This window comes from Pantoea alhagi, assembly GCF_002101395.1.
GTDB lineage: Bacteria > Pseudomonadota > Gammaproteobacteria > Enterobacterales > Enterobacteriaceae > Mixta > Mixta alhagi.
Map to the genome: position 1 here is coordinate 2,605,441 of NZ_CP019706.1, position 21,131 is coordinate 2,626,571.

The following is a 21,131-nucleotide window of genomic DNA, read 5'->3' on the forward strand; positions in this document are numbered from 1 at the left end:
AAGGCATGCAGAAAGAAAAACTTTCCGCTTTAATGGATGGCGAAACTTTGGACAACGAAGTGATTTCCGCATTGTCTAAAGACGCTACGCTGCAACAAAGATGGGAAAGCTATCATCTTATCCGCGATACGTTGCGTGGTGACGTGGGCGAAACCGTGCATTTCGATATTGCCGCGCGCGTTGCCGCCGCTATCGAACAGGAACCGGTGCGTAATATCACTACGCTTATCCCGGAAGCACAGCCAGAACCCGCGCGCTGGGAAAAAATGCCTTTCTGGAAAAAAATGCGCCCATGGGCTGCGCAAATTACCCAGGTTGGCGTGGCGGCCTGCGTTTCTCTGGCGGTTATTGTTGGCGTACAGCACTATAACCAGCCGCAGGATGCCAGTCAGGGCTCAGAAGCGCCCGTATTCAATACGCTTCCAATGATGGGCAAGGCTTCACCGGTTAGCCTGGGCGTGCCTTCTGAAAGCTTTGACACCAACAGCGCCAGCCAGCAAGTGCAGGAGCAGCGTCGTCGGGTAAATGCCATGCTGCAGGATTACGAACTACAGCGTCGCTTACATACCGAACAGATGCAGTTTGATGCGAACGGCCCACAACAGGCGCAGGTTCAGGTTCCAGGAAATCAGTCGTTAGGAATACAGCAGCAGTAATGAAGCAGCTCTGGTGTGCCGTTAGCCTTTTGGCTGGCGGCCTGTTTTATCCGTCTATCGCCCCGGCGCAGGAAACTGCATCCGGGGCGTTGTTACAACAGATGGAACAGGCCAGCCAATCTCTCAATTATGAACTCGCCTACATCACTGTCTCCCGGCTGGGTATTGAATCGTTACGCTATCGCCATGCGGTAATTGATAACAAGATTTATGCCCAGCTGTTGCAGATGGATGGGCCGCGTCGGGAAGTGATTCAGCGTGGCAAAGATATCAGCTACTTTGAACCAGGGCTGGAGCCTTTCTCGCTGCCAGGCTCGCATATCGTTGATGCGCTTCCCTCGGTGGTTTATGCCGATTTCAAACACTTAACCACCAGCTATGATTTTGTGCCCGTAGGGCGTACGCGTATTGCCGATCAGCTGTGCGAAGTGGTGCGCATTGTGGCGCGCGACGGTACGCGTTACAGCTATATTGTGTGGCTGGATAGCGAAACCCGGCTGCCGTTGCGTATCGATCTGCTTGATCGTGATGGCGAAACGCTGGAACAGTATCGCGTGGTCAGCTTTGCCGTTGATGAAGGCGTGCGTAATTTAATGCAGGGGCTGGAGAAGGCAAATTTGCCGCCGTCGCTCTCGGTGCCTGAAGCGCAAAAAGTCTCTTTCAACTGGCAGCCCGCCTGGTTGCCTGCAGGTATGAAAGAGGTGGCGCAAAGCCGACGTTCGCTGCCATCTATCAATAAGCCTGTAGAATCAAGGTTCTATTCAGACGGGCTGTTTAGTTTTTCAATTAACGTCAGCCCGGCGGATAAAAACAGCACGACGCAGCTATTGCGTACTGGCCGTCGCACGGTGCAAACTGCCACCCGCAACAATACTGAAATTACCATTGTTGGCGAATTGCCGCCCTCTACGGCGAAGCGTATCGCCGACAGTATCAACTTAGGTACACAACGATGATGAGAGAATGGGCCACCGTAGTTGCGTGGCAGGATGGCATCGCCACGCTCCACTCGGAAGTGAAAACCACATGTAACAGTTGCTCAGCGCGCAAAGGCTGCGGCAGCGCGATGCTGAACAAGCTGGGACCAAAAAACGCGCACGTGATGCAGATTGCCAGCGAACAGCCGCTGCAGCCCGGTCAACGGGTTGAGTTAGGCATTCGTGAAAGCAGCCTGTTAAGTTCTGCGCTATTAGTTTATATGACGCCGCTGTTAGGGCTGTTTTTGCTGGCCGGGCTGTTTCAGATGCTGTTTCATACCGATCTGGCCGCAGCCTGTGGTGCGCTGTTAGGCGGAATCGGCGGCTTTATCGTAGCCAAAGGCGTTTCGATGCGCTTTGGCGAGGGCGAAGCTTTCCAGCCGGTGATCCTGAATATTATGCTGCCGCCCGATGCGCTTCGGGTTGAGCAAGAATCCCACTAAATATCAGCCGGACGATGCGTCTCGTTCGGCTAATGATTTGCGCTTTTTTACACCTCCCTTACAGCAAATAGGCTATCATCCCGTTTTCCTTGCTTATCTCCCGGCGCGATGATTCCACCACCCTGATATGTCGTGTACAATGCGCCATTCGGGCTGTCTCCGCCTGTGATATTCCACGCTCTCCTGAGGTTGCATCGCGAGAGTTTCAGCATTTGTAAGGCAGAATAACCTCCATAATGAAGCATATAAGAAACTTTTCGATCATCGCGCACATTGACCACGGTAAATCGACCTTATCAGATCGTTTGATCCAGATTTGCGGCGGCCTGGCCGATCGTGAAATGGCTGCGCAGGTTCTGGACTCAATGGATCTGGAGCGGGAACGCGGCATCACTATTAAAGCGCAGAGCGTGACGCTCGATTACAAAGCGCAAAACGGTGAAACTTACCAGCTCAATTTTATCGACACGCCAGGCCACGTTGACTTCTCCTATGAGGTATCGCGTTCTCTTGCTGCCTGTGAAGGTGCGCTGCTGGTGGTTGATGCAGGGCAGGGCGTAGAAGCGCAAACGCTGGCTAACTGCTATACCGCCATCGAAATGGATCTGGAAGTGGTGCCGGTACTGAACAAAATTGATCTGCCAGCGGCCGACCCCGATCGTGCGGCGCAGGAAATTGAGGATATTGTTGGCATCGACGCCACGGATGCGGTGCGTTGCTCGGCCAAAACCGGCGTGGGCGTGCCGGAAGTGCTGGAGCGTCTGGTACGTGATATTCCACCGCCGGAAGGCGACCCGAGTGCGCCACTGCAGGCGCTGATCATCGACTCCTGGTTTGATAACTATCTTGGCGTTGTGTCGCTGGTGCGTATTAAAAACGGCACCCTGCGCAAGGGCGAGAAAATCAAGGTGATGAGTACCGGGCAGGTCTACAACGCTGACCGTCTGGGGATCTTTACGCCGAAGCAGGTGGATCGTGATGTGCTGAACTGCGGCGAAGTAGGCTGGTTGGTCTGCGCGATTAAAGATATCCTCGGCGCGCCGGTAGGCGATACCTTAACCGGTGCGAAACATACCGCGGAAAAAGCGCTGCCGGGCTTTAAGAAAGTGAAGCCGCAGGTTTATGCCGGTCTGTTCCCGATCAGCTCAGACGATTATGAAGCCTTCCGCGATGCGCTGGGCAAACTGAGCCTGAACGATGCCTCGCTGTTTTATGAGCCGGAAAGCTCAACGGCGCTCGGTTTTGGTTTCCGTTGCGGCTTCCTTGGCCTGCTGCATATGGAGATCATTCAGGAGCGTCTGGAGCGTGAATACGATCTTGACCTGATTACCACCGCGCCGACCGTGGTGTATGAAGTAGAAACCACCGGTGGTGAAATCGTTTATGTCGACAGCCCTTCCAAGCTGCCACCGTTGAATAATATTAGCGAGCTGCGCGAGCCGATCGCCGAATGTCACATGCTGATGCCGCAGGAGTATCTGGGCAACGTCATTACGCTATGCGTTGAAAAGCGCGGCGTACAAACCAATATGGTCTATCACGGTAATCAGGTTGCGCTGACCTATGAGATTCCGATGGCGGAAGTGGTGCTGGACTTCTTTGATCGTCTGAAATCCACTTCGCGCGGTTATGCGTCACTGGATTATAACTTCAAACGATTCCAGGCCTCTGACATGGTGCGTGTAGACGTGTTAATCAACGCCGAACGCGTTGATGCGCTGGCGCTGATTACCCACCGTGACAACTCGCAGTATCGTGGTCGTGAGCTGGTAGAAAAGATGAAAGATCTGATCCCGCGTCAGCAGTTTGATATTGCGATTCAGGCGGCGATCGGTAACCACATTATTGCCCGTTCGACAGTGAAACAGCTGCGTAAAAACGTTATCGCTAAATGCTACGGCGGCGACGTAAGTCGTAAGAAAAAGCTGTTGCAGAAGCAGAAAGAAGGTAAGAAACGCATGAAGCAGGTCGGTAACGTTGAGCTGCCGCAGGAAGCGTTCCTGGCCATTCTGCACGTGGGCAAAGACAGTAAATAAGGATATCTGATGGCTAATATGTTTGCCCTGATTCTGGCGATTGCGACGCTGGTTACCGGCATTATCTGGTGTATCGACAGATTTAAGTGGGCGCCGGCCCGCCGCGCGCAGCAGGCTCAGGCCCAGGCGCAGACCGGCAGTTCGCTGGATGATAAAACGCTGGCGAAAGTAGCGAAGCAGCCTGGCTGGGTGGAAACGGCAGCATCGGTATTCCCGGTGCTGGCGGTGGTATTCGTGGTGCGCTCGTTTATTTACGAGCCGTTCCAGATCCCTTCTGGTTCAATGATGCCGACGCTGCTGATTGGCGATTTTATCGTGGTAGAGAAATTTGCCTACGGCATCAAAGATCCTATTACCCAAACCACTCTGATCCCGACCGGGCATCCAAAACGCGGTGATATCGCCGTGTTTAAATACCCGAAAGATCCGAGCCTGGATTACATCAAGCGTGTTATCGGCCTGCCTGGCGATCGCGTGACGTATGACGCTCTGAATAAAACGCTGACAGTGAACCCGGCTTGTGACAGCGGTAAATCGTGCGATAAAGCGCTGCCGGTTACCTACTCGGACGTAGCGCCCAGCAACTTTATCCAGACCTTCAGTGGCTTTGATGGAAATGAATCCGGTAACGGTTTCTGGCAAGTGCCGCAGGGCGAAACCATGCCCGGCGGCCTGCGTCTGGCGGCCCGTAAAGAGACATTGGGTGACGTAACCCATAATATTTTACTGGTAACAGAAGCGCAAAGTCAGGCCAGCATGTATTATCAGCAGCCGGGACAGCCGCAGGCGAGCTGGGTTGTGCCGGCAGGCCACTATTTTATGATGGGCGATAACCGTGATAACAGCGCTGACAGCCGTTACTGGGGGTTCGTACCGGAGAAAAACCTGGTTGGCAAAGCGACCGCGATCTGGATGAGCTTTGAAAAACAGGAAGGTGAATGGCCAACCGGCGTTCGCCTGAGTCGTATTGGCGGCATCCACTAAGGTTGTCGTGAGTAAAACGGATGGCTTCCCGCCTGCGGGAAGCCACTGCAAACGAAACTGTTTAGCGTTGACCGCTGTCAGCCCTGTTTCGTATGCAGCATAATTGACGCATTATTGAAATTGGTATCGCATGAATCCCATCCTCATTAACAAGCTCCAGCGAAAGCTGGGCTACACTTTTACTCATCAGGATCTGCTGCAACAGGCATTAACCCACCGGAGTGCCAGCAGTAAGCACAACGAGCGTCTTGAGTTTCTTGGCGATTCCATCCTGAGCTTTGTTATTGCTAATGCGCTTTATCACCGCTTTCCCCGCGTGGATGAGGGCGATATGAGCCGCATGCGCGCAACGCTGGTAAGGGGAAATACCCTGGCGGAGATGGCGCGCGAATTTGATTTAGGCGAATGCCTGCGTCTGGGGCCTGGCGAGCTGAAGAGCGGCGGATTCCGTCGTGAATCGATCCTTGCCGATACCGTTGAAGCATTAATCGGCGGTGTGTTTCTCGACAGCGACATTCAGACTGTTGAGCAGCTGATTCTGAACTGGTATCAAAGCCGTCTGGATCAGATTAGCCCCGGCGACAAACAGAAAGATCCAAAAACGCGTCTGCAGGAGTATCTGCAGGGTCGTCATCTGCCGCTGCCCTCCTATCTGGTGGTGCAGGTGCGTGGCGAAGCGCACGATCAGGAATTTACCATTCACTGTCAGGTGAGCGGCATGGCGGATCCGGTGGTAGGCACCGGTTCCAGCCGTCGTAAAGCTGAACAGGCAGCGGCCGAACAGGCGCTGATTAAGTTAGGACTCGAATGAGCGAACAACAGATGCACTGCGGCTTTATTGCGATTGTCGGCCGCCCCAACGTTGGAAAATCCACGCTGCTGAACCAGTTACTGGGGCAGAAGGTTTCCATTACCTCGCGTAAACCGCAAACCACGCGCCATCGTATTATGGGCATCCATACCGAAGGCGCGTATCAGGCGATTTATGTCGATACGCCCGGCCTGCACATTGAAGAGAAGCGGGCGATCAACCGCCTGATGAACCGCGCCGCCAGTAGCTCAATTGGCGACGTAGAGCTAATCATCTTTGTGGTGGAAGGCACCCGCTGGACGGCGGATGATGAAATGGTTCTCAACAAGCTGAAAGAGAACAAAGTGCCGGTGCTGCTGGCCATCAATAAAGTCGATAACATTACCGATAAATCTATCCTGCTGCCGCACCTGAAATTCCTGAGCGAGCAGATGGAATTTATGGATATGGTGCCGATCTCTGCAGAAAGCGGTAAAAATGTCGATACCATTGCCAGTATCGTGCGCAAACGCCTGCCGGTAGCCGATCATCACTTCCCGGAAGATTACATTACCGACCGCTCACAGCGTTTTATGGCGTCGGAAATTATCCGTGAAAAACTGATGCGTTTCCTGGGGGCCGAGCTGCCCTATTCGGTCACGGTTGAGATTGAGCGCTTTATCACCAACGAACGCGGCGGTTATGATATCAACGGCCTGATTCTGGTGGAGCGTGAAGGCCAGAAAAAGATGGTAATCGGTAATAAAGGCGCCAAAATCAAAACCATCGGTATTGAAGCTCGTAAGGATATGGAAGAGCTGTTCGAGATGAAAGTGCATCTTGAACTGTGGGTTAAAGTGAAGTCTGGCTGGGCAGATGACGAACGTGCGCTGCGTAGTCTGGGCTATGTTGACGATCTTTAATCACTGAATGGAAGGCTGGCAACGCGCTTTTGTCCTGCATGGGCGGCCCTGGAGCGAAACCAGCCTGATGCTGGATCTGTTTACCGAAAATCATGGTCGGGTGCGCGTTATTTCCAAAGGCGCGCGTTCCAAGCGCTCCCATCTCAAAGGCGCGCTACAGCCTTTCACGCCGCTGCTGGTTCGCTGGGGCGGTCGTGGTGAAGTCAAAACGCTGCGCAATGTAGAGGCGGTCTCACTGGCTTTGCCCTTAAGCGGCACTACCCTGTACTGCGGCCTGTATGTTAACGAGCTGGTTGCGCGCGTGCTGGAGCATGAAACCCCCTTTCCCGAACTCTTCTTTGATTATCTTCACTGTATCCAGTCGCTGGCACAGGCCAACGGCAGCCCGGAACCGGCATTGCGTCAGTTTGAACTGGCGCTGCTCGGTCATTTAGGTTATGGCGTCGATTTTTTGCACTGTGCTGGCACAGGAGAAGAGATTGAAGATGGCATGACCTATAGCTATCGTGAAGAAAAAGGCTTTATCGCCAGCCTGGTCATTAATCAGCGCAGCTTTACCGGACGGCAGCTGCGCGCGCTCGCCGAGCGAGATTTTCCTGATGGCGATACGTTGCGAGCCGCAAAACGCTTTACGCGAATGGCGTTAAAACCCTGGCTGGGCGGCAAGCCATTAAAAAGCCAGGAACTGTTCCGCCAGTTTATTCCCAAAAAGCGTGCTGAAACACCGGATCGCCAGGAGTAAATACAGCGAGCGCCAGCGCGTTTCGCTGCCTGAATAACCGCAACATTCTGAGGATTGTCATGGCTGAGTTGTTATTAGGCGTCAATATTGATCATATCGCTACCGTGCGTAACGCCCGCGGCACCCAATATCCCGATCCGGTTCAGGCGGCTTTTGTTGCCGAGCAGGCAGGTGCCGACGGCATTACTGTGCATCTGCGTGAAGACCGCCGCCATATTACCGATCGTGACGTGCGTCTGCTGCGACAGACCATTGAAACGCGCATGAACCTGGAGATGGCGGTCACGGAAGAGATGTTAGCCATCGCCTGTGAGCTAAAACCGCATTTCTGCTGTCTGGTGCCGGAAAAGCGTCAGGAAGTGACCACCGAAGGTGGTCTGGACGTGGCAGGCCAGCTGGCGAACGTTAGCGCGGCGGTAGAGCGTCTGAGCGCGGCGGGCATTCTGGTTTCCCTGTTTATTGATGCCGACGAGCGACAGATTGATGCCGCTGTGGCGGCAGGCGCGCCTTATATCGAAATCCACACCGGCGCTTACGCCGAAGCGGAAGAGGGCAGCGCGCGTGATGCAGAACTGGCGCGGATTCGTCACGCGGCCAGCTATGCGGCGTCGAAAGGGTTGAAAGTCAACGCAGGCCATGGCTTAACCTACCATAACGTGCAGCCGATCGCCGCGCTGCCGGAAATGCATGAGTTGAATATTGGCCACGCTATTATTGGCCGTGCGCTGATGAGCGGCCTGGCGGATGCGGTAAAAGAGATGAAACAGCTGATGCGGGAAGCGCGCCGCTAATGGCTATTCTTGGACTGGGCACCGATATTGTTGAGATTGAGCGCATCGAAGGGGTCATCAGCCGTTCGGGCGATCGCCTTGCGCGCCGCGTGCTGAGTGAAAACGAGTGGCAGCAGTATCAGACGCACCAGCAGCCGGTGCGTTTTCTGGCTAAACGCTTTGCGGTAAAAGAAGCGGCGGCAAAAGCATTCGGCACCGGTATTCGCGGCGGCCTGGCGTTTAATCAGTTTGAAGTTTATAACGATGCGCTGGGTAAGCCGGAGCTACGCTTTTTTCAGCAGGCGGCCGAGCTGGCAACCCGGCTGGGGGTGCAAAATGTTCACGTCACGCTGGCTGATGAACGTCACTACGCCTGTGCAACGGTGATTATTGAAGGTTGAGGCGGCAACGCCTCATACTGCGTGGTGGATCAGCACAAATTTTTCCCACAGCTGCTCACGATTTTCCTGATGTGCCGGATCGCTCACGATAGTGTTATCGATCGGGCACACGCTCATGCAGGTCGGCGTATCGTAATGTCCTACGCACTCTGTGCAGAGCCAGGGATCAATCACGTAAATTTCATCGCCCATCGAAATCGCCTGGTTAGGACACTCCGGTTCGCACATATCGCAATTGATGCATTTTTTAGTAATCAGTAACGCCATGATGCTCCCGGTCCTGCCTGAATAACGTAAAGCGTGGTCATTATACGCTCGCTAACAGCTCATACCAGTTTTTTTACCAGCGACTCGCTGTGACGAATATAGTCAGAGGCGCGTTCGGCGTCCTGCTGTACCAGCGCCATAAACAGCAGATCGGTCAGCGCCAGCTGGGCCGAGGTAGAGGAGATTGCGGCACTGCGCGTGCTCTGCTCCTCAGCCACGGTATATAAACAGTGGGTAGCGCACTGCTGCAGCGTATTTGGCGTAAAACCGGTAAAGGCCAGCACGTAAGCGCCCACGCGCACCGCCTCCTGCGCGGCGAGATTGATCTCACGTCGCTCTCCGCTATAAGAGATAGCCAACAGCAAATCCCCGGCGCGTAGCGCCTGTACGCTGGCCAGCAGAGCATGCATATCCTGTTCTGCTACCGCGCTGATGCCGATTTTCATTAACTTCCATGAAAAATCTTTCGCCACCAGGCCTGATGCGCCCATGCCGACCAGCACAATGCGATCGGCGCGCTTGATAAGCGCCAGCGTTTCCAGCAGCTTATCTTCACTGTTGATATCCAGCGTAGCGCGAATAGCGGAAACCTTTTCCGTAAACAGCTTTTCACCCACAACCTTCAGCGGATCGCCGCTCAGAATATGGTTATGTACCGTAATTGACTCTTTGGCCTGTAGCGATGCGCTTAGCGCCAGCTTAAGCGCCGGAAAACCTTTATAGCCCAGCTTTTGCGCAAATTTAACTACGCTGGACTGACTCACACCCGCTTCCTGCGCCAGACGTGGCGAGCTGAGTTGACAGGCATGTGCGGGCTGCGCCAGAAGATAATCGGCCAGCCGACGCTCATTCAACGCCAGCCCGGAATAGAGTTGACGGATGCGTAACAGGGCACTCATGGCAGACTCCTTCAGATTGATATTGCCAGCTAACAGAAGCAGGCCTGCACGCTGCCTTAGCTACTTACTTGCTGAAGAATAAGCATAAAGCATTGTTTATGTAATTTTATAACGCGGATCAAAGCTGAAGCCAAATTACATTGCAATAGCGCTGCCGTTAGTCAGCGATGGCTGCTACTGTCTACACTAATGAATGCTGAAGCAAAAGGTTTATCGAAGGAGAGCGGTGTAATGGCGGATTCGCAACGACGGGTGGTATTTTTCGATCTGGATGGCACCTTACATCAACAGGATATGTTTGGCACCTTTATGCGTTATCTGCTGTGGCGGCAACCGCTTAATTTGCTGTTGGTGGTACCGCTGCTGCCAGTGGTAGGTGCCGGTATGTTGCTAAAAGGACGTGCGGCGCGCTGGCCAATGAGCCTGCTGCTGTGGTCTATCACTTTTGGACACAGCGAGGCAGCGTTACAGCGTCGTGAGGAGAGTTTTGCCCGCTGGTTCCGTCAGCGGGTAGTGGCGTTTCCGGTGGTGCAGCAGCGATTGACCGATTATCTCAGCAGTGAGGATGCCGATGTCTGGCTGATCACCGGGTCGCCGCAGCCGCTGGTGGAAAAAGTTTATTATGACTCTGCCTTTCTGCCGCGCGTAAAGCTAATCGCCAGTCAAATGAAGCGAGGCTGGGGCGGACGTATCCTCAGCCTGCGCTGCCTGGGGCATGAGAAAGTTGTGCAGCTGGAAGAGCAGATCGGCACGCCATTGCAGCTTTACAGCGGCTATAGCGACAGCAAGCAGGATAACCCGCTGCTCTATTTTTGCCAGCACCGCTGGCGCGTGACGCCGCATGGCGAACTGCAACAGCTGGAATAATTTGGTCTGCTAACAGGTTTGGTTATAATGCCAGCCGCATTTTTCCGCTGGAGAGTACTGTGAGCGAAACAAGTGATGAATACTGGATGCGCTATGCGTTACAGCTGGCGCATCGGGCGCGTGAGCAGGGCGAAGTTCCGGTGGGAGCGGTGCTGGTACAGCATGATCAGGTGATTGGCGAAGGCTGGAACCGACCAATCGAACAGCACGATCCTACAGCGCACGCTGAAATGATGGCGTTGCGTCAGGGAGGTAAAGTGCTGGAAAACTATCGCCTGCTGGATACCACGCTATACGTCACGCTGGAGCCATGCATCATGTGTGCGGGCGCGATTGTTCATAGCCGCATTGGCCGACTGGTCTTTGGTGCCAGAGATGAAAAAACCGGCGCGGCCGGGTCGCTGGTAGATATATTGGGGCATCCGGGCATGAACCACCAGGTCAGGGTGGAGCATGGCGTGCTGGCAGAGGAATGTGCCGCCACGCTCAGCGATTTTTTCCGCATGCGCCGTGCACAAAAACGTGCGCAGCGGCAGGCGCTACGGGCGGCGCAGGCGAATCAGCCCTGAGACCGCTCTAATTCATGGCGATATCGGGCGCAACGGCTGGATAACCTTCACCCAAAGCTGCTTCCGCCGCTTTACGCTGGGCCAGCTTTTTCTCCTGCTCCTGCAGATAGCCCACCAGGCTAAGCTGATACTTGCGGATATTTTCCACATAGTTATATGCTTCGTGACCGCGTGCATAGCCGTAGGTGGTCTGACTGTAGTAGCGTTTCTGGCTCAGCATTGGCAGCCGTAGCTTAACGTCTGCCCAGCTGTCAGGATTGCCGCCCTGTTTTTCCGTCAGCTTGCGCACATCCAGCATATGCGCGTAACCCATATTATAGGCGGCCAGCGCAAACCAGATACGCTCATCCTCCGGCACGGTAGAGGGAACCTTTTCCATCATGCGTTGCAGATATTCACTGCCGCCGCGAATACTCTGTTCCGGATCGAGACGATCGTTCACCGCCAGGCTATCAGCGGTGTTGCGGGTCAGCATCATCAGGCCGCGCACGCCGGTTGGCGAGGTCGCCTGCGGATTCCAGTGCGACTCCTGATAAGAGATTGCCGCCAGCAGCTGCCAGTCTATTTCTTTCGCATAGCGTTCAAACAACGGGCGGATACCGGGCAGGGTATCGTCAATCGCGCGCAGGAAGGTACGGGTATCCACATAGTCAAAAGCACCAACGTGCCCAAGATATTTCTCTTCCAGCCGCGCCATTGCGCCTTCCTCTTCCATCTGGCTAAAGAAGTCGAGCATCGCCGCATAGAGGCTGTCATCTTCTTCACGCTGCATATACCAGGTGACAGGCTCTTCATCAGTAATATCAAACGCCACCGCCAGCTGCGGATGAATACGTTGCAGCAGGCCGATAGTTACGGAATCGCCGATGGTATAATCCAGCTCGCCATCCGCTACCGCCTCCAGTAGCGCTTTCGGTCCCTGATCGGTGGAGATCGCCCAGTCCAGATCGGGATACTGGTTCTCTTTGATATTGCGCAGCGTGGACATATAGGCGGAGCCGGAAGCGACCGTGAGCCGCCCCTTCAGGTTGCCAGGGTTTTTTGGGCGCGGCGTGCCGATGCGGTAAACCAGCTGCTGCGAGACGGAATAATAGCTGGGGCCGGTACGAAAGCGTGCCAGCCGTTCGCTGTTATAAATCAGCCCCGCAGCCAGCATATCGGCATCCCCGTCATCAAGGTCATCGAACAGGTCGTTCAGGTTTTGCCGAACGGTAACCTGCAACGTCACCCCCAGATAATCGGCGAATCGCTTCGCCAGCTCATAATCCATTCCGGCCGGTGCGTTATTGACGGTGTAGTAAGTCAGCGGAGAATTAATGGTACTAATTCGTAACACTCCCCGCGATTTTATCTGCGCAATTTTATCCTGCGTCCCGCCGTACCACGGGATGGTTGGCCAAAGCGCTACTGCCAGCAGCACGGTGATCAACCCGATAAGCAGATAATTAATTTTCAGGCGTTTCAAATAGTTATCTCTCGGTGGCTCTAAGGCCTCTGTCTCTTTGGGCAGCGTTTGTTATCTATTAAATCCCAGAGCGTGGGGCATTTTGCGCAACAAAGCTGCACAGAGCAACTTTAATAGCAGGGATCGTGCAATTTTCAGGCTATTTCGCAGCGCGGAAATTTCAACGCAAACGGTTTCGTTACCGGCCCCGTTTCTTTATAATATCGCCCGTTTTCCCTGTTGCGCCCAAAGAAGCGCCCTCCGGCACTTCGAAGACGAGAGATCTTAATGATGGAAATTCTGCGTGGTTCGCCCGCTCTGTCGGCATTTCGTGTAAACAAACTGCTGACCCGTTTTCAGGACGCTCACCTGCCGGTGAGTGATATTTACGCCGAGTATGTCCATTTTGCCGATGTCAGCGCACCGCTGAACGCAGAAGAAAAATCCCGCCTGCAACGTCTGCTGAAATACGGTCCCTCTCTCGCCGAACATGCGCCACAAGGGCGTCTGCTGCTGGTAACGCCCCGTCCGGGCACCATTTCTCCCTGGTCTTCCAAAGCCACCGATATTGCCCACAATTGTGATTTACCGCAGGTGCGCCGTCTTGAGCGCGGGCTGGCCTTTTATGTGCAGGCACCGCAGCTAACGGAAGCGCAGTGGCCGCAGCTGGCCGCGCTGTTGCATGATCGCATGATGGAAACGGTGTTTAGCGAGCTACAGGAAGCGGAAAAACTCTTTGTGCAGCAACAGCCGCAGCCGCTGCAAAGCGTTGATATTCTGACGCAAGGGCGTGCCGCGCTGGAGACAGCTAATCAGAAGCTGGGCCTGGCGTTAGCCGATGATGAAATCGATTATCTGCTGGCCGCGTTTAAAAAACTGGGGCGCAACCCGAACGATATCGAGCTTTATATGTTTGCTCAGGCTAACTCTGAACATTGCCGCCATAAAATTTTCAATGCGGACTGGGTGATCGATGGCGTATCGCAGCCGAAATCCCTGTTCAGGATGATCAAAAACACCTTCGCCGCCACGCCAGACTATGTGCTGTCAGCCTATAAAGATAACGCGGCAGTGATGGAAGGCTCGGCGGTAGGGCGCTTCTATGCGGATGCGCAGCAGGGCGTTTACGATTTCCATCAGGAGCCGACCCATATTCTGATGAAGGTCGAGACCCATAACCATCCCACGGCGATCTCGCCATGGCCGGGCGCGGCAACCGGCTCCGGCGGCGAAATTCGCGACGAAGGTGCCACCGGCCGGGGCGCTAAGCCAAAAGCGGGGCTGGTGGGCTTCTCGGTTTCTAACCTGCGTATTCCCGGCTTTGAACAGCCGTGGGAAGAAGATTTCGGTAAGCCGGATCGCATCGTTAGCGCGCTGGATATTATGACCGAAGGCCCGTTGGGCGGCGCGGCGTTCAATAATGAATTTGGTCGTCCGGCGCTGAACGGTTATTTCCGTACCTATGAAGAGCGCGTAAACAGCCATAACGGCACCGAGCTGCGCGGCTACCATAAGCCAGTTATGTTGGCGGGCGGTATCGGTAATATCCGCGCCGATCACGTGCAGAAAGGCGAAATCACGGTTGGCGCGAAGCTGATCGTGCTGGGCGGGCCAGCGATGAATATTGGTCTGGGAGGCGGCGCGGCCTCATCGATGACTTCCGGCCAGTCCGACGCCGATCTCGATTTTGCATCAGTACAGCGCGATAACCCGGAGATGGAGCGTCGCTGCCAGGAAGTTATTGACCGCTGCTGGCAGCTGGGCGAAGAAAACCCGATTCTGTTTATTCATGATGTCGGCGCGGGCGGCCTGTCGAACGCCATGCCGGAGCTGGTCAGCGACGGTGGCCGCGGCGGGCGTTTCAACCTGCGTGATATTCTCAATGATGAGCCAGGCATGAGTCCGCTTGAAGTCTGGTGTAATGAATCGCAGGAGCGCTATGTGCTGGCGGTGGCGCCAGACAAACTGGCGCTGTTCGATCGGTTGTGTCAGCGTGAACGCGCTCCTTACGCGGTGATTGGCGAAGCGACGGAAGAGCAGCATTTAACCCTTTCCGATAGCCACTTCGACAATCAGCCGATCGACATGCCGCTGGACGTCCTGCTGGGCAAAACGCCGAAGATGACGCGCGACGTCAGCCGTCTGCAGGCGCAGGGAGAAGCGCTGTTACGCAATGGCATTACGCTGGAAGAGGCGGTTAAACGTGTTTTACATCTGCCGACCGTAGCGGAAAAAACCTTCCTGATTACCATTGGCGATCGCAGCGTGACCGGCATGGTGGCGCGCGATCAGATGGTAGGGCCGTGGCAGATCCCGGTCGCTAACTGTGCGGTTACTACTGCCAGCCTCGACAGCTATCATGGTGAAGCTTTCTCTATTGGCGAACGTGCGCCGGTGGCACTGCTGGACTTTGCCGCCTCGGCCCGTCTGGCGGTGGGTGAGGCGTTGACTAACCTGGCGGCAACGGACATCGGCGCGCTGAAACGCGTGAAGCTCTCGGCTAACTGGATGGCCGCAGCCGGGCATCCGGGCGAAGATGCTGGCCTCTACGATGCGGTAAAAGCTATCGGCGAAGAGCTTTGTCCGGCGCTGGAGCTGACGATCCCGGTAGGGAAAGACTCAATGTCGATGAAAACCCGCTGGCAGCAGGAAAATGAACAGCGTGAAATGACCGCGCCGCTGTCGCTGGTGATCACCGCTTTTGCCCGCGTGGAAGATGTGCGCCGCACGGTAACGCCGCAGCTGCAGACGGCGGAAGATAACGCGCTGCTGCTTATTGATTTGGGTAAAGGGCAAAATGCGCTGGGCGCAACCGCTCTGGCGCAGGTGTATCGTCAGCTGGGCGATAAACCGGCCGACGTGCGCGATGTTCAGCAGCTGGCTGGCTTTTTCAGTGCCATACAGGCGCTGGTGCAGGCGGGGAAACTGTTGGCTTATCATGACCGCTCTGACGGCGGCCTGCTGGTCACGCTGGCAGAGATGGCGTTTGCTGGCCACTGCGGGATCGAAGCGGATATTGCCACGCTGGGTGCGGATGCGCTGGCGGCGCTGTTTAATGAAGAGCTGGGCGCTGTGATTCAGGTCAGCGCGCAGGATCGCGCAGCGGTAGAAGCGCTGCTGAGCGAGCATGGCCTGAGCGATTGCGTTCACTATCTTGGCAAGGCGCTGCCGGGCGATCGTTTCGTGATCCACGCGGGCGATAAAGTGGTCTACAGCGAAAGCCGCTCCACGCTACGCGTCTGGTGGGCAGAAACCACCTGGCAGATGCAGCGCCTGCGTGATAACCCTAACTGTGCCGATCAGGAACATGAAGCGAAAAAGGATGATAACGATCCGGGCCTGAATGTTCATCTCACCTTTAAGCCACAGGAAGATATCGCGGCTCCCTTTATTGCTCGCGGTGCTCGGCCAAAAGTGGCCGTGCTGCGTGAGCAGGGCGTCAACTCGCATGTTGAGATGGCGGCAGCTTTCCATCGCGCCGGCTTTGATGCGGTGGATGTGCATATGAGCGATCTGCTGGCTGGCCGTACCGGCCTGGAAGAGATGCAGGCGCTGGTTGCCTGTGGCGGTTTCTCCTATGGCGACGTGCTGGGCGCTGGCGAAGGCTGGGCGAAATCAATTCTGTTCAACAGCCGCGTTCGCGATCAGTTCGAAACCTTCTTCCATCGCCCGCAAACGCTGGCGCTGGGGGTTTGTAACGGCTGTCAGATGATGTCTAACCTGCGTGAGCTGATCCCTGGCAGCGATCTCTGGCCGCGTTTTGTACGCAACCAGTCCGAACGTTTTGAAGCGCGCTTCAGCCTGGTTGAAGTCACGGCCAGCCCGTCGCTGTTGCTGGAAGGTATGACCGGCTCGCGTATGCCGATTGCCGTATCGCACGGTGAAGGTTTTGTTGAAGTGCGTGACGGTTCCCATCTTGCCGCGCTGGAGGCAAAAGGCATCGTGGCGCTGCGTTTTGTCGATAACTATGGCAAGGTAACCGAAAATTATCCTGCTAACCCTAACGGCTCGCCAAACGGCATAACCGCAGTAACCAGTGAAAACGGTCGCGTCACCATTATGATGCCGCATCCGGAGCGCGTGTTCCGTACCGTGAGCAACTCCTGGCATCCAGCCGAATGGGGTGAAGATGGCCCGTGGATGCGCATTTTCCGCAATGCGCGTAAACAGCTGGGGTAATTTCGCATTCTGCTATCAACCGCACCGTTTTCGGTGCGGTTTTTTTATTTTTAAGGGAGCGTTGCTAATCTGCGACAGTGCAGGGAGTAGGGTGTCTCTAAAAGGAGACATTTAATTAATTGATATTTATGGGGTTTTAATAATAACATTCACAATGTTGCCAATAAGCGACAGGATCGAGGGTCGCTGTTTAGGTTAAGTCACTTTTCAGCAATGTTCGCCACTGCAATGCCTTAATAATTAACCAGTTATATAATTATTTTAAAGTTGGCACATAGTTTGCTAATATATCCGCAGTGGCTCATTCACCTCCTTATGACAGCCCTGCTAACGCGGTCAAGCGCTTCATAAAACGCCGAATGACGCACAAAACGGTGCCTGCCGTCCACGTACCGATAATAGTTCGCTTGCGACTTTATCAAACACCGGGCGCAACGTTGAGTTAGGCACCACCTAATTTTAATGCGGTGAATATTCATCGCATCTGGAACGGCAGGGCTTCGGCTCTGCCGTTTTTATTTCTGCGGCCACTACCGCGTTTCCGCTGGCTACTTTTTGCTTCAGACTTTCCTCCCGCCGCGTTGTTGGTTAGCATCATTCTTCCTTCAATAAGGATAATGCATGTGAAAACCTGGCGACTGTTTCCGCGTTCCCTGCGTCAGCTGGTGCTGATGGCGTTTTTACTGGTCTTGCTGCCGTTGCTGGTACTGGCATGGCAAGCCTGGGAAAGCCTTTCGGCGCTCAGCCAGCAGGCTGCCGATACCAATCGCACCACGCTAACCGACATTCGGCGCAGTGAGGCTATGGCGCGCACCGCGCTGGAGCTGGAGCGCAGCTATCGTCAATATTGCGTTCTTGGCGATCCAATGCTGGCACGGCTCTATCAAACCCAGCGCGTACGCTATTCTCAGATGCTGGATGCCCACGCTCAGGTGCTGCCCGACCTGCGCGCCTGGCACAGCCTGCGTCAGGCATTGTCCCGGCTGGAGCAATTGCACTGTCTGAACAGTAACCCGATCAGCGCTGCCACGGAGAGCCTGACAAGCTTTTCCAGCGCGAATGCGCAAATGGTACAGGCCACGCGTGAAACCGCCTTTTCGCGTGGCTTACAGCTGCAACGGGAGATCGCCGAGCGCGGACAGTTCTTTGGCTGGCAGGCGCTGCTGCTGTTTATGGTAACGCTGGGGCTGGTACTGTTGTTTACCCGCATGATTATCGGACCGGTAAAAAGAGTTGAAAGGATGATCAACCGGCTGGGCGAAGGCCGGCCGCTGGGCAATATGGTTGGCTTTAAAGGCCCGCGAGAGATCCGGGCGCTGGGCCAGCGCATCATGTGGCTGAGCGAACGGCTGGCATGGCTGGAATCACAGCGCCATGAGTTTTTACGCCATATCTCCCATGAGCTAAAAACGCCTCTGGCCAGCATGCGCGAAGGCACCGAGCTGTTAGCGGATGAGGTAGCGGGACCGCTGACCGCCGATCAGAAAGAGGTGGTCGCCATTCTGGACGGCAGCAGCCGTCATTTGCAGCGCTTGATCGAACAGCTGCTTGACTACAACCGCAAGCTGGCAGACAGTCCGCAGCCGCTGGAAACGGTAAACCTGGCGGAAATTATTCATAGCGTGGTTGACGCGCACGCGCTTCCGGCGCGCAGTAAACTGATGCAAACCGAGGTAGACCTGCAGGTTGCCACCTGTCGCGCGGAACCGATGCTGCTGATGCGGGTGATCGATAATCTCTATTCTAACGCTGTATATTACGGCAGTGAATCCGGTACCATTTGGCTGCGCAGCCAGAAGCACGGCAACCGGGTATGGATTGATGTAGCTAACACCGGCACGCCGATTCCTGTTGCAGAACAGGCAATGATCTTTGAGCCTTTTTTCCAGGGAAGCCAGCAGCGTAAGGGCGCGGTTAAAGGCAGTGGTTTGGGGTTGAGCATTGCCAAAGATTGCCTGCGGCGTATGCAGGGCGATCTGCAGCTAATCACCACGGATCAGGCTGATATTTGCTTCCGTATTGAACTTAATTTGAGCGCCGGGAAATGATAGCCAATGACCATATTTACATTCTCTGCCGCACAAAGTTTTGGCCGTCCTCTGCTGTTGATGTCGGCCTTACTGGTTGCTGCCTGTCAGCAGCCCACTCACAGCGTTTTACCTAATCAGGCTGCGACGCCGCCTGAACCGAAAATCAATATCGTTGATTATCTGGCGGTCGATTGCGCTCGCGTCTGGCACATTGATGACAGCAGCAGTATTAAAAATCCGCTCTACTGGATACGCGCCATTGATTGCGCAGCCAGGCTGTCGCCGGTACAGGCGCGGGCGGAGGCGCACGGCTGGCCTGCCACTAACTGGCAAAACAGCTTTAAACAGGGGATCCTGCTGGATAACGGCAACGTTACGCCGGTTGAACGGCGTCAGTACGTAGAGCAGCTGGACAGTTTCAGCGTGGCTTATCCCGCCTCGGTACGCCCGCTACTGCAGCTGTGGCGTAATAATCAGGCGTCCCAGCTGGATTTATCAGAAAGCCGGACGCGCTACCATCATCTGCAGCAGAGCAGCGACAGTCAGCTTGATGCGCTGCGACAAAAGCAGCGCAGCCTGAATCGGGAGTTGATGGAGACGCGTCGCAAGCTGGAGACGCTGACCGATATTGAACGGCAGCTCTCGTCGCGTAAGTCGCCTGATGTCTCAGATAATAATCATTCTGATGAGAGCGTGACATCCGCGCCGTCAGGTGAAAACAGCCATGAAAAAGAGGCGCAATAATGCCACGTAACTCTGCCCGTTTGCTGCTGGTTGATGACGATCCCGCGCTGCTGAAGCTATTGGGGATGCGTCTGACCAGCGAAGGTTTTCTGGTCACGACGGCCAGCAGCGGGCCAGACGCGCTGCGTCAGCTGAATAAAGAGAAGGTCGATCTGGTGATCAGCGACCTGCGTATGGATGAAATGGATGGCCTGGCGCTGTTTGGCGAAATTCAGAAGCTCCATCCTGGCCTGCCGGTAATTATCCTGACGGCGCACGGCTCGATACCTGAAGCGGTTTCAGCCACGCGCCAGGGCGTTTTTAGCTTTCTTACCAAGCCTGTGGATCGGGATGCGCTCTATAAGGCGATTGATGAAGCAATGTCCCATAGCGCGCCAGCCAGCAATGATGCCTGGCGCGAAGCGATTGTTACCCGCAGCCCGCTGATGCAGCGCCTGCTGGAACAGGCGCATATGGTGGCGCAATCTGACGTCAGCGTACTGATTAACGGGCAAAGCGGTACCGGCAAAGAGGTGCTGGCGAAGGCGATTCATGCCGCCAGCCCGCGAGCCGGTAAGCCTTTTATTGCCATTAACTGCGGCGCTTTGCCGGAACAGTTGCTGGAATCGGAGCTGTTTGGTCATGCCCGGGGTGCCTTTACCGGAGCGGTAAGCGCGCGTGAAGGACTTTTCCAGGCGGCTGAAGGCGGCACGCTATTTTTAGATGAAATCGGCGATATGCCGCAAACGTTGCAGGTTAAACTGCTGCGCGTGCTGCAGGAACGGAAAGTACGACCTTTGGGCAGCAACCGCGACCTGGACATTAACGTGCGCATCCTTTCCGCCACCCATCGTGATTTGCCGAAAGCGATGGAGAAGCAGGAGTTTCGCGAGGATCTGTTTTATCGCCTGAATGTGGTAAGCCTGAAAATTCCGGCGTTGCATGAGCGTGCCGAGGATATTCCGCTACTGGCGAATCATCTGTTGCGCCAGGCGGCAGAACGGCATAAACCCTTTGTCCGCAGCTTCTCAACCGATGCCATGAAGCGTCTGATGAGCGCCAGCTGGCCCGGCAACGTGCGTCAGCTGGTTAACGTTATTGAGCAGTGCGTGGCGTTGACCTCCGCGCCGGTAATTAGCGAGGCGCTGGTGGAGCAGGCGCTGGCGGGCGAAAACACGGTGCTGCCGACCTTTGTCGAGGCGCGTAATCAGTTTGAACTGAACTATCTGCGTAAGCTGCTGCAGATGACCAGGGGCAACGTTACCAACGCGGCGAGGCTGGCAGGACGCAATCGCACTGAATTTTATAAGCTGCTGGCACGTCACGAGCTGGACGCTAACGACTTCAAAGAGTTGTAGTTTTTAGTGCCGTTCACGCGGTCAGATATGTTAGCTTAGCCTGCGAAAACAGAGAGCGTATCTACCGCACACA

At 55.1% G+C, this 21,131-nt stretch carries 19 protein-coding genes; 16 read left to right on the forward strand and 3 right to left on the reverse strand.

All coding sequences use genetic code 11. From position 1 onward, the window contains the following. Nucleotides 1-5 precede the first annotated feature (5 nt). The 10 genes from rseA to acpS all read left to right on the forward strand — a co-directional run bounded on the left by rseA (nucleotide 6) and on the right by acpS (nucleotide 8,722). On the forward strand, nucleotides 6-656 hold the full coding sequence (gene rseA, locus B1H58_RS12225; RefSeq protein WP_085070651.1) for an anti-sigma-E factor RseA: 651 nt from the start codon (nucleotides 6-8) through the stop codon (nucleotides 654-656). Continuing rightward, entirely contained in the window at nucleotides 656-1,612 is a 957-nt protein-coding gene (rseB, locus tag B1H58_RS12230) for a sigma-E factor regulatory protein RseB (RefSeq protein WP_085070653.1), read from the forward strand. The genes rseA and rseB overlap by 1 nt, the downstream gene beginning before the upstream one ends. After that, entirely contained in the window at nucleotides 1,609-2,076 is a 468-nt protein-coding gene (rseC, locus tag B1H58_RS12235; RefSeq protein WP_085070655.1) for a SoxR-reducing system protein RseC, read from the forward strand. Before rseB ends, rseC begins: the two co-directional genes overlap by 4 nt. 236 nt (nucleotides 2,077-2,312) lie before the next feature. Beyond that, complete coding sequence (gene lepA, locus B1H58_RS12240) at nucleotides 2,313-4,112, forward strand: translation elongation factor 4 (protein ID WP_085070656.1); 1,800 nt, start codon at nucleotides 2,313-2,315, stop codon at nucleotides 4,110-4,112. A gap of 9 nt (nucleotides 4,113-4,121) precedes the next feature. After that, nucleotides 4,122-5,096, forward strand: a complete 975-nt coding sequence (gene lepB / locus B1H58_RS12245) for a signal peptidase I (protein WP_085070657.1) — start codon at nucleotides 4,122-4,124, stop codon at nucleotides 5,094-5,096. 130 nt (nucleotides 5,097-5,226) lie between these two features. Then, complete coding sequence (gene rnc / locus B1H58_RS12250; protein ID WP_085070659.1) at nucleotides 5,227-5,907, forward strand: ribonuclease III; 681 nt, start codon at nucleotides 5,227-5,229, stop codon at nucleotides 5,905-5,907. Beyond that, nucleotides 5,904-6,809 carry a GTPase Era gene (gene era / locus B1H58_RS12255; protein ID WP_085070661.1) on the forward strand — a complete coding sequence of 302 codons (906 nt, stop codon included), beginning with the start codon at nucleotides 5,904-5,906 and terminating at the stop codon, nucleotides 6,807-6,809. The genes rnc and era overlap by 4 nt, the downstream gene beginning before the upstream one ends. A 7-nt stretch (nucleotides 6,810-6,816) precedes the next feature. Further along, nucleotides 6,817-7,551 (forward strand): DNA repair protein RecO, encoded by a 735-nt coding sequence (recO, locus tag B1H58_RS12260; protein ID WP_085070663.1) that lies wholly within the window; start codon nucleotides 6,817-6,819, stop codon nucleotides 7,549-7,551. 59 nt (nucleotides 7,552-7,610) lie between these two features. Further along, nucleotides 7,611-8,342 carry a pyridoxine 5'-phosphate synthase gene (gene pdxJ, locus B1H58_RS12265; protein ID WP_085070665.1) on the forward strand — a complete coding sequence of 244 codons (732 nt, stop codon included), beginning with the start codon at nucleotides 7,611-7,613 and terminating at the stop codon, nucleotides 8,340-8,342. Further along, nucleotides 8,342-8,722: a holo-ACP synthase gene (gene acpS, locus B1H58_RS12270; protein WP_085070666.1), complete on the forward strand. Its 381-nt coding sequence runs from the start codon at nucleotides 8,342-8,344 to the stop codon at nucleotides 8,720-8,722. The genes pdxJ and acpS overlap by 1 nt, the downstream gene beginning before the upstream one ends. Nucleotides 8,723-8,734: 12 nt before the next feature. Here acpS and B1H58_RS12275 read toward each other — a convergent pair whose 3' ends face one another. Continuing rightward, nucleotides 8,735-8,989, reverse strand: coding sequence for a YfhL family 4Fe-4S dicluster ferredoxin (locus B1H58_RS12275; RefSeq protein WP_085070668.1), 255 nt, complete (start codon nucleotides 8,987-8,989; stop codon nucleotides 8,735-8,737). 59 nt (nucleotides 8,990-9,048) lie between these two features. Next, complete coding sequence (locus B1H58_RS12280; RefSeq protein WP_085070670.1) at nucleotides 9,049-9,888, reverse strand: MurR/RpiR family transcriptional regulator; 840 nt, start codon at nucleotides 9,886-9,888, stop codon at nucleotides 9,049-9,051. 231 nt (nucleotides 9,889-10,119) lie between these two features. On the opposite strand from B1H58_RS12280, the gene yfhb reads away from it, so the two are divergent. Together yfhb and tadA are read left to right on the forward strand one after the other, a co-directional pair. Continuing rightward, the gene (gene yfhb, locus B1H58_RS12285) at nucleotides 10,120-10,755 is read left to right on the forward strand and encodes a phosphatidylglycerophosphatase C (protein WP_085070672.1); all 636 of its coding nucleotides are present in this window, start codon (nucleotides 10,120-10,122) and stop codon (nucleotides 10,753-10,755) included. 59 nt (nucleotides 10,756-10,814) lie between these two features. Further along, a complete protein-coding gene (tadA, locus tag B1H58_RS12290; protein WP_085070674.1) occupies nucleotides 10,815-11,324 on the forward strand; it encodes a tRNA adenosine(34) deaminase TadA in 510 nt (169 codons plus the stop codon). Between the two features lie 7 nt (nucleotides 11,325-11,331). On the opposite strand, the gene mltF is transcribed toward tadA, so the two are convergent. After that, on the reverse strand, nucleotides 11,332-12,789 hold the full coding sequence (gene mltF / locus B1H58_RS12295; RefSeq protein WP_085070675.1) for a membrane-bound lytic murein transglycosylase MltF: 1,458 nt from the start codon (nucleotides 12,787-12,789) through the stop codon (nucleotides 11,332-11,334). Between the two features lie 267 nt (nucleotides 12,790-13,056). Between mltF and purL the strand changes: the two genes are divergently transcribed. From purL to glrR, 4 genes are all read left to right on the forward strand, one after another. Continuing rightward, complete coding sequence (purL, locus tag B1H58_RS12300) at nucleotides 13,057-16,947, forward strand: phosphoribosylformylglycinamidine synthase (RefSeq protein ID WP_085070676.1); 3,891 nt, start codon at nucleotides 13,057-13,059, stop codon at nucleotides 16,945-16,947. A 623-nt stretch (nucleotides 16,948-17,570) separates the two neighbouring features. Further along, nucleotides 17,571-18,995, forward strand: coding sequence for a sensor histidine kinase (locus B1H58_RS12305; RefSeq protein WP_085072301.1), 1,425 nt, complete (start codon nucleotides 17,571-17,573; stop codon nucleotides 18,993-18,995). 6 nt (nucleotides 18,996-19,001) lie between these two features. Next, a complete protein-coding gene (gene qseG / locus B1H58_RS12310) occupies nucleotides 19,002-19,721 on the forward strand; it encodes a two-component system QseEF-associated lipoprotein QseG (RefSeq protein ID WP_085070678.1) in 720 nt (239 codons plus the stop codon). Next, nucleotides 19,721-21,058, forward strand: a complete 1,338-nt coding sequence (gene glrR, locus B1H58_RS12315) for a two-component system response regulator GlrR (RefSeq protein ID WP_085070680.1) — start codon at nucleotides 19,721-19,723, stop codon at nucleotides 21,056-21,058. The genes qseG and glrR overlap by 1 nt, the downstream gene beginning before the upstream one ends. Nucleotides 21,059-21,131: the final 73 nt, after the last annotated feature.

Coding starts and splice junctions, on each gene's coding strand:
- rseB (WP_085070653.1), top strand. CDS start 656: ATGAAGCAGCTCTGGTGTGCCGTTAGCCTTTTGGCTGGCGGCCTGTTT.
- rseA (WP_085070651.1), top strand. CDS start 6: ATGCAGAAAGAAAAACTTTCCGCTTTAATGGATGGCGAAACTTTGGAC.
- lepA (WP_085070656.1), top strand. CDS start 2,313: ATGAAGCATATAAGAAACTTTTCGATCATCGCGCACATTGACCACGGT.
- B1H58_RS12275 (WP_085070668.1), bottom strand. CDS start 8,989: ATGGCGTTACTGATTACTAAAAAATGCATCAATTGCGATATGTGCGAA.
- rseC (WP_085070655.1), top strand. CDS start 1,609: ATGATGAGAGAATGGGCCACCGTAGTTGCGTGGCAGGATGGCATCGCC.
- qseG (WP_085070678.1), top strand. CDS start 19,002: ATGACCATATTTACATTCTCTGCCGCACAAAGTTTTGGCCGTCCTCTG.
- lepB (WP_085070657.1), top strand. CDS start 4,122: ATGGCTAATATGTTTGCCCTGATTCTGGCGATTGCGACGCTGGTTACC.
- B1H58_RS12280 (WP_085070670.1), bottom strand. CDS start 9,888: ATGAGTGCCCTGTTACGCATCCGTCAACTCTATTCCGGGCTGGCGTTG.
- acpS (WP_085070666.1), top strand. CDS start 8,342: ATGGCTATTCTTGGACTGGGCACCGATATTGTTGAGATTGAGCGCATC.
- glrR (WP_085070680.1), top strand. CDS start 19,721: ATGCCACGTAACTCTGCCCGTTTGCTGCTGGTTGATGACGATCCCGCG.
- purL (WP_085070676.1), top strand. CDS start 13,057: ATGATGGAAATTCTGCGTGGTTCGCCCGCTCTGTCGGCATTTCGTGTA.
- yfhb (WP_085070672.1), top strand. CDS start 10,120: ATGGCGGATTCGCAACGACGGGTGGTATTTTTCGATCTGGATGGCACC.
- rnc (WP_085070659.1), top strand. CDS start 5,227: ATGAATCCCATCCTCATTAACAAGCTCCAGCGAAAGCTGGGCTACACT.
- recO (WP_085070663.1), top strand. CDS start 6,817: ATGGAAGGCTGGCAACGCGCTTTTGTCCTGCATGGGCGGCCCTGGAGC.
- pdxJ (WP_085070665.1), top strand. CDS start 7,611: ATGGCTGAGTTGTTATTAGGCGTCAATATTGATCATATCGCTACCGTG.
- era (WP_085070661.1), top strand. CDS start 5,904: ATGAGCGAACAACAGATGCACTGCGGCTTTATTGCGATTGTCGGCCGC.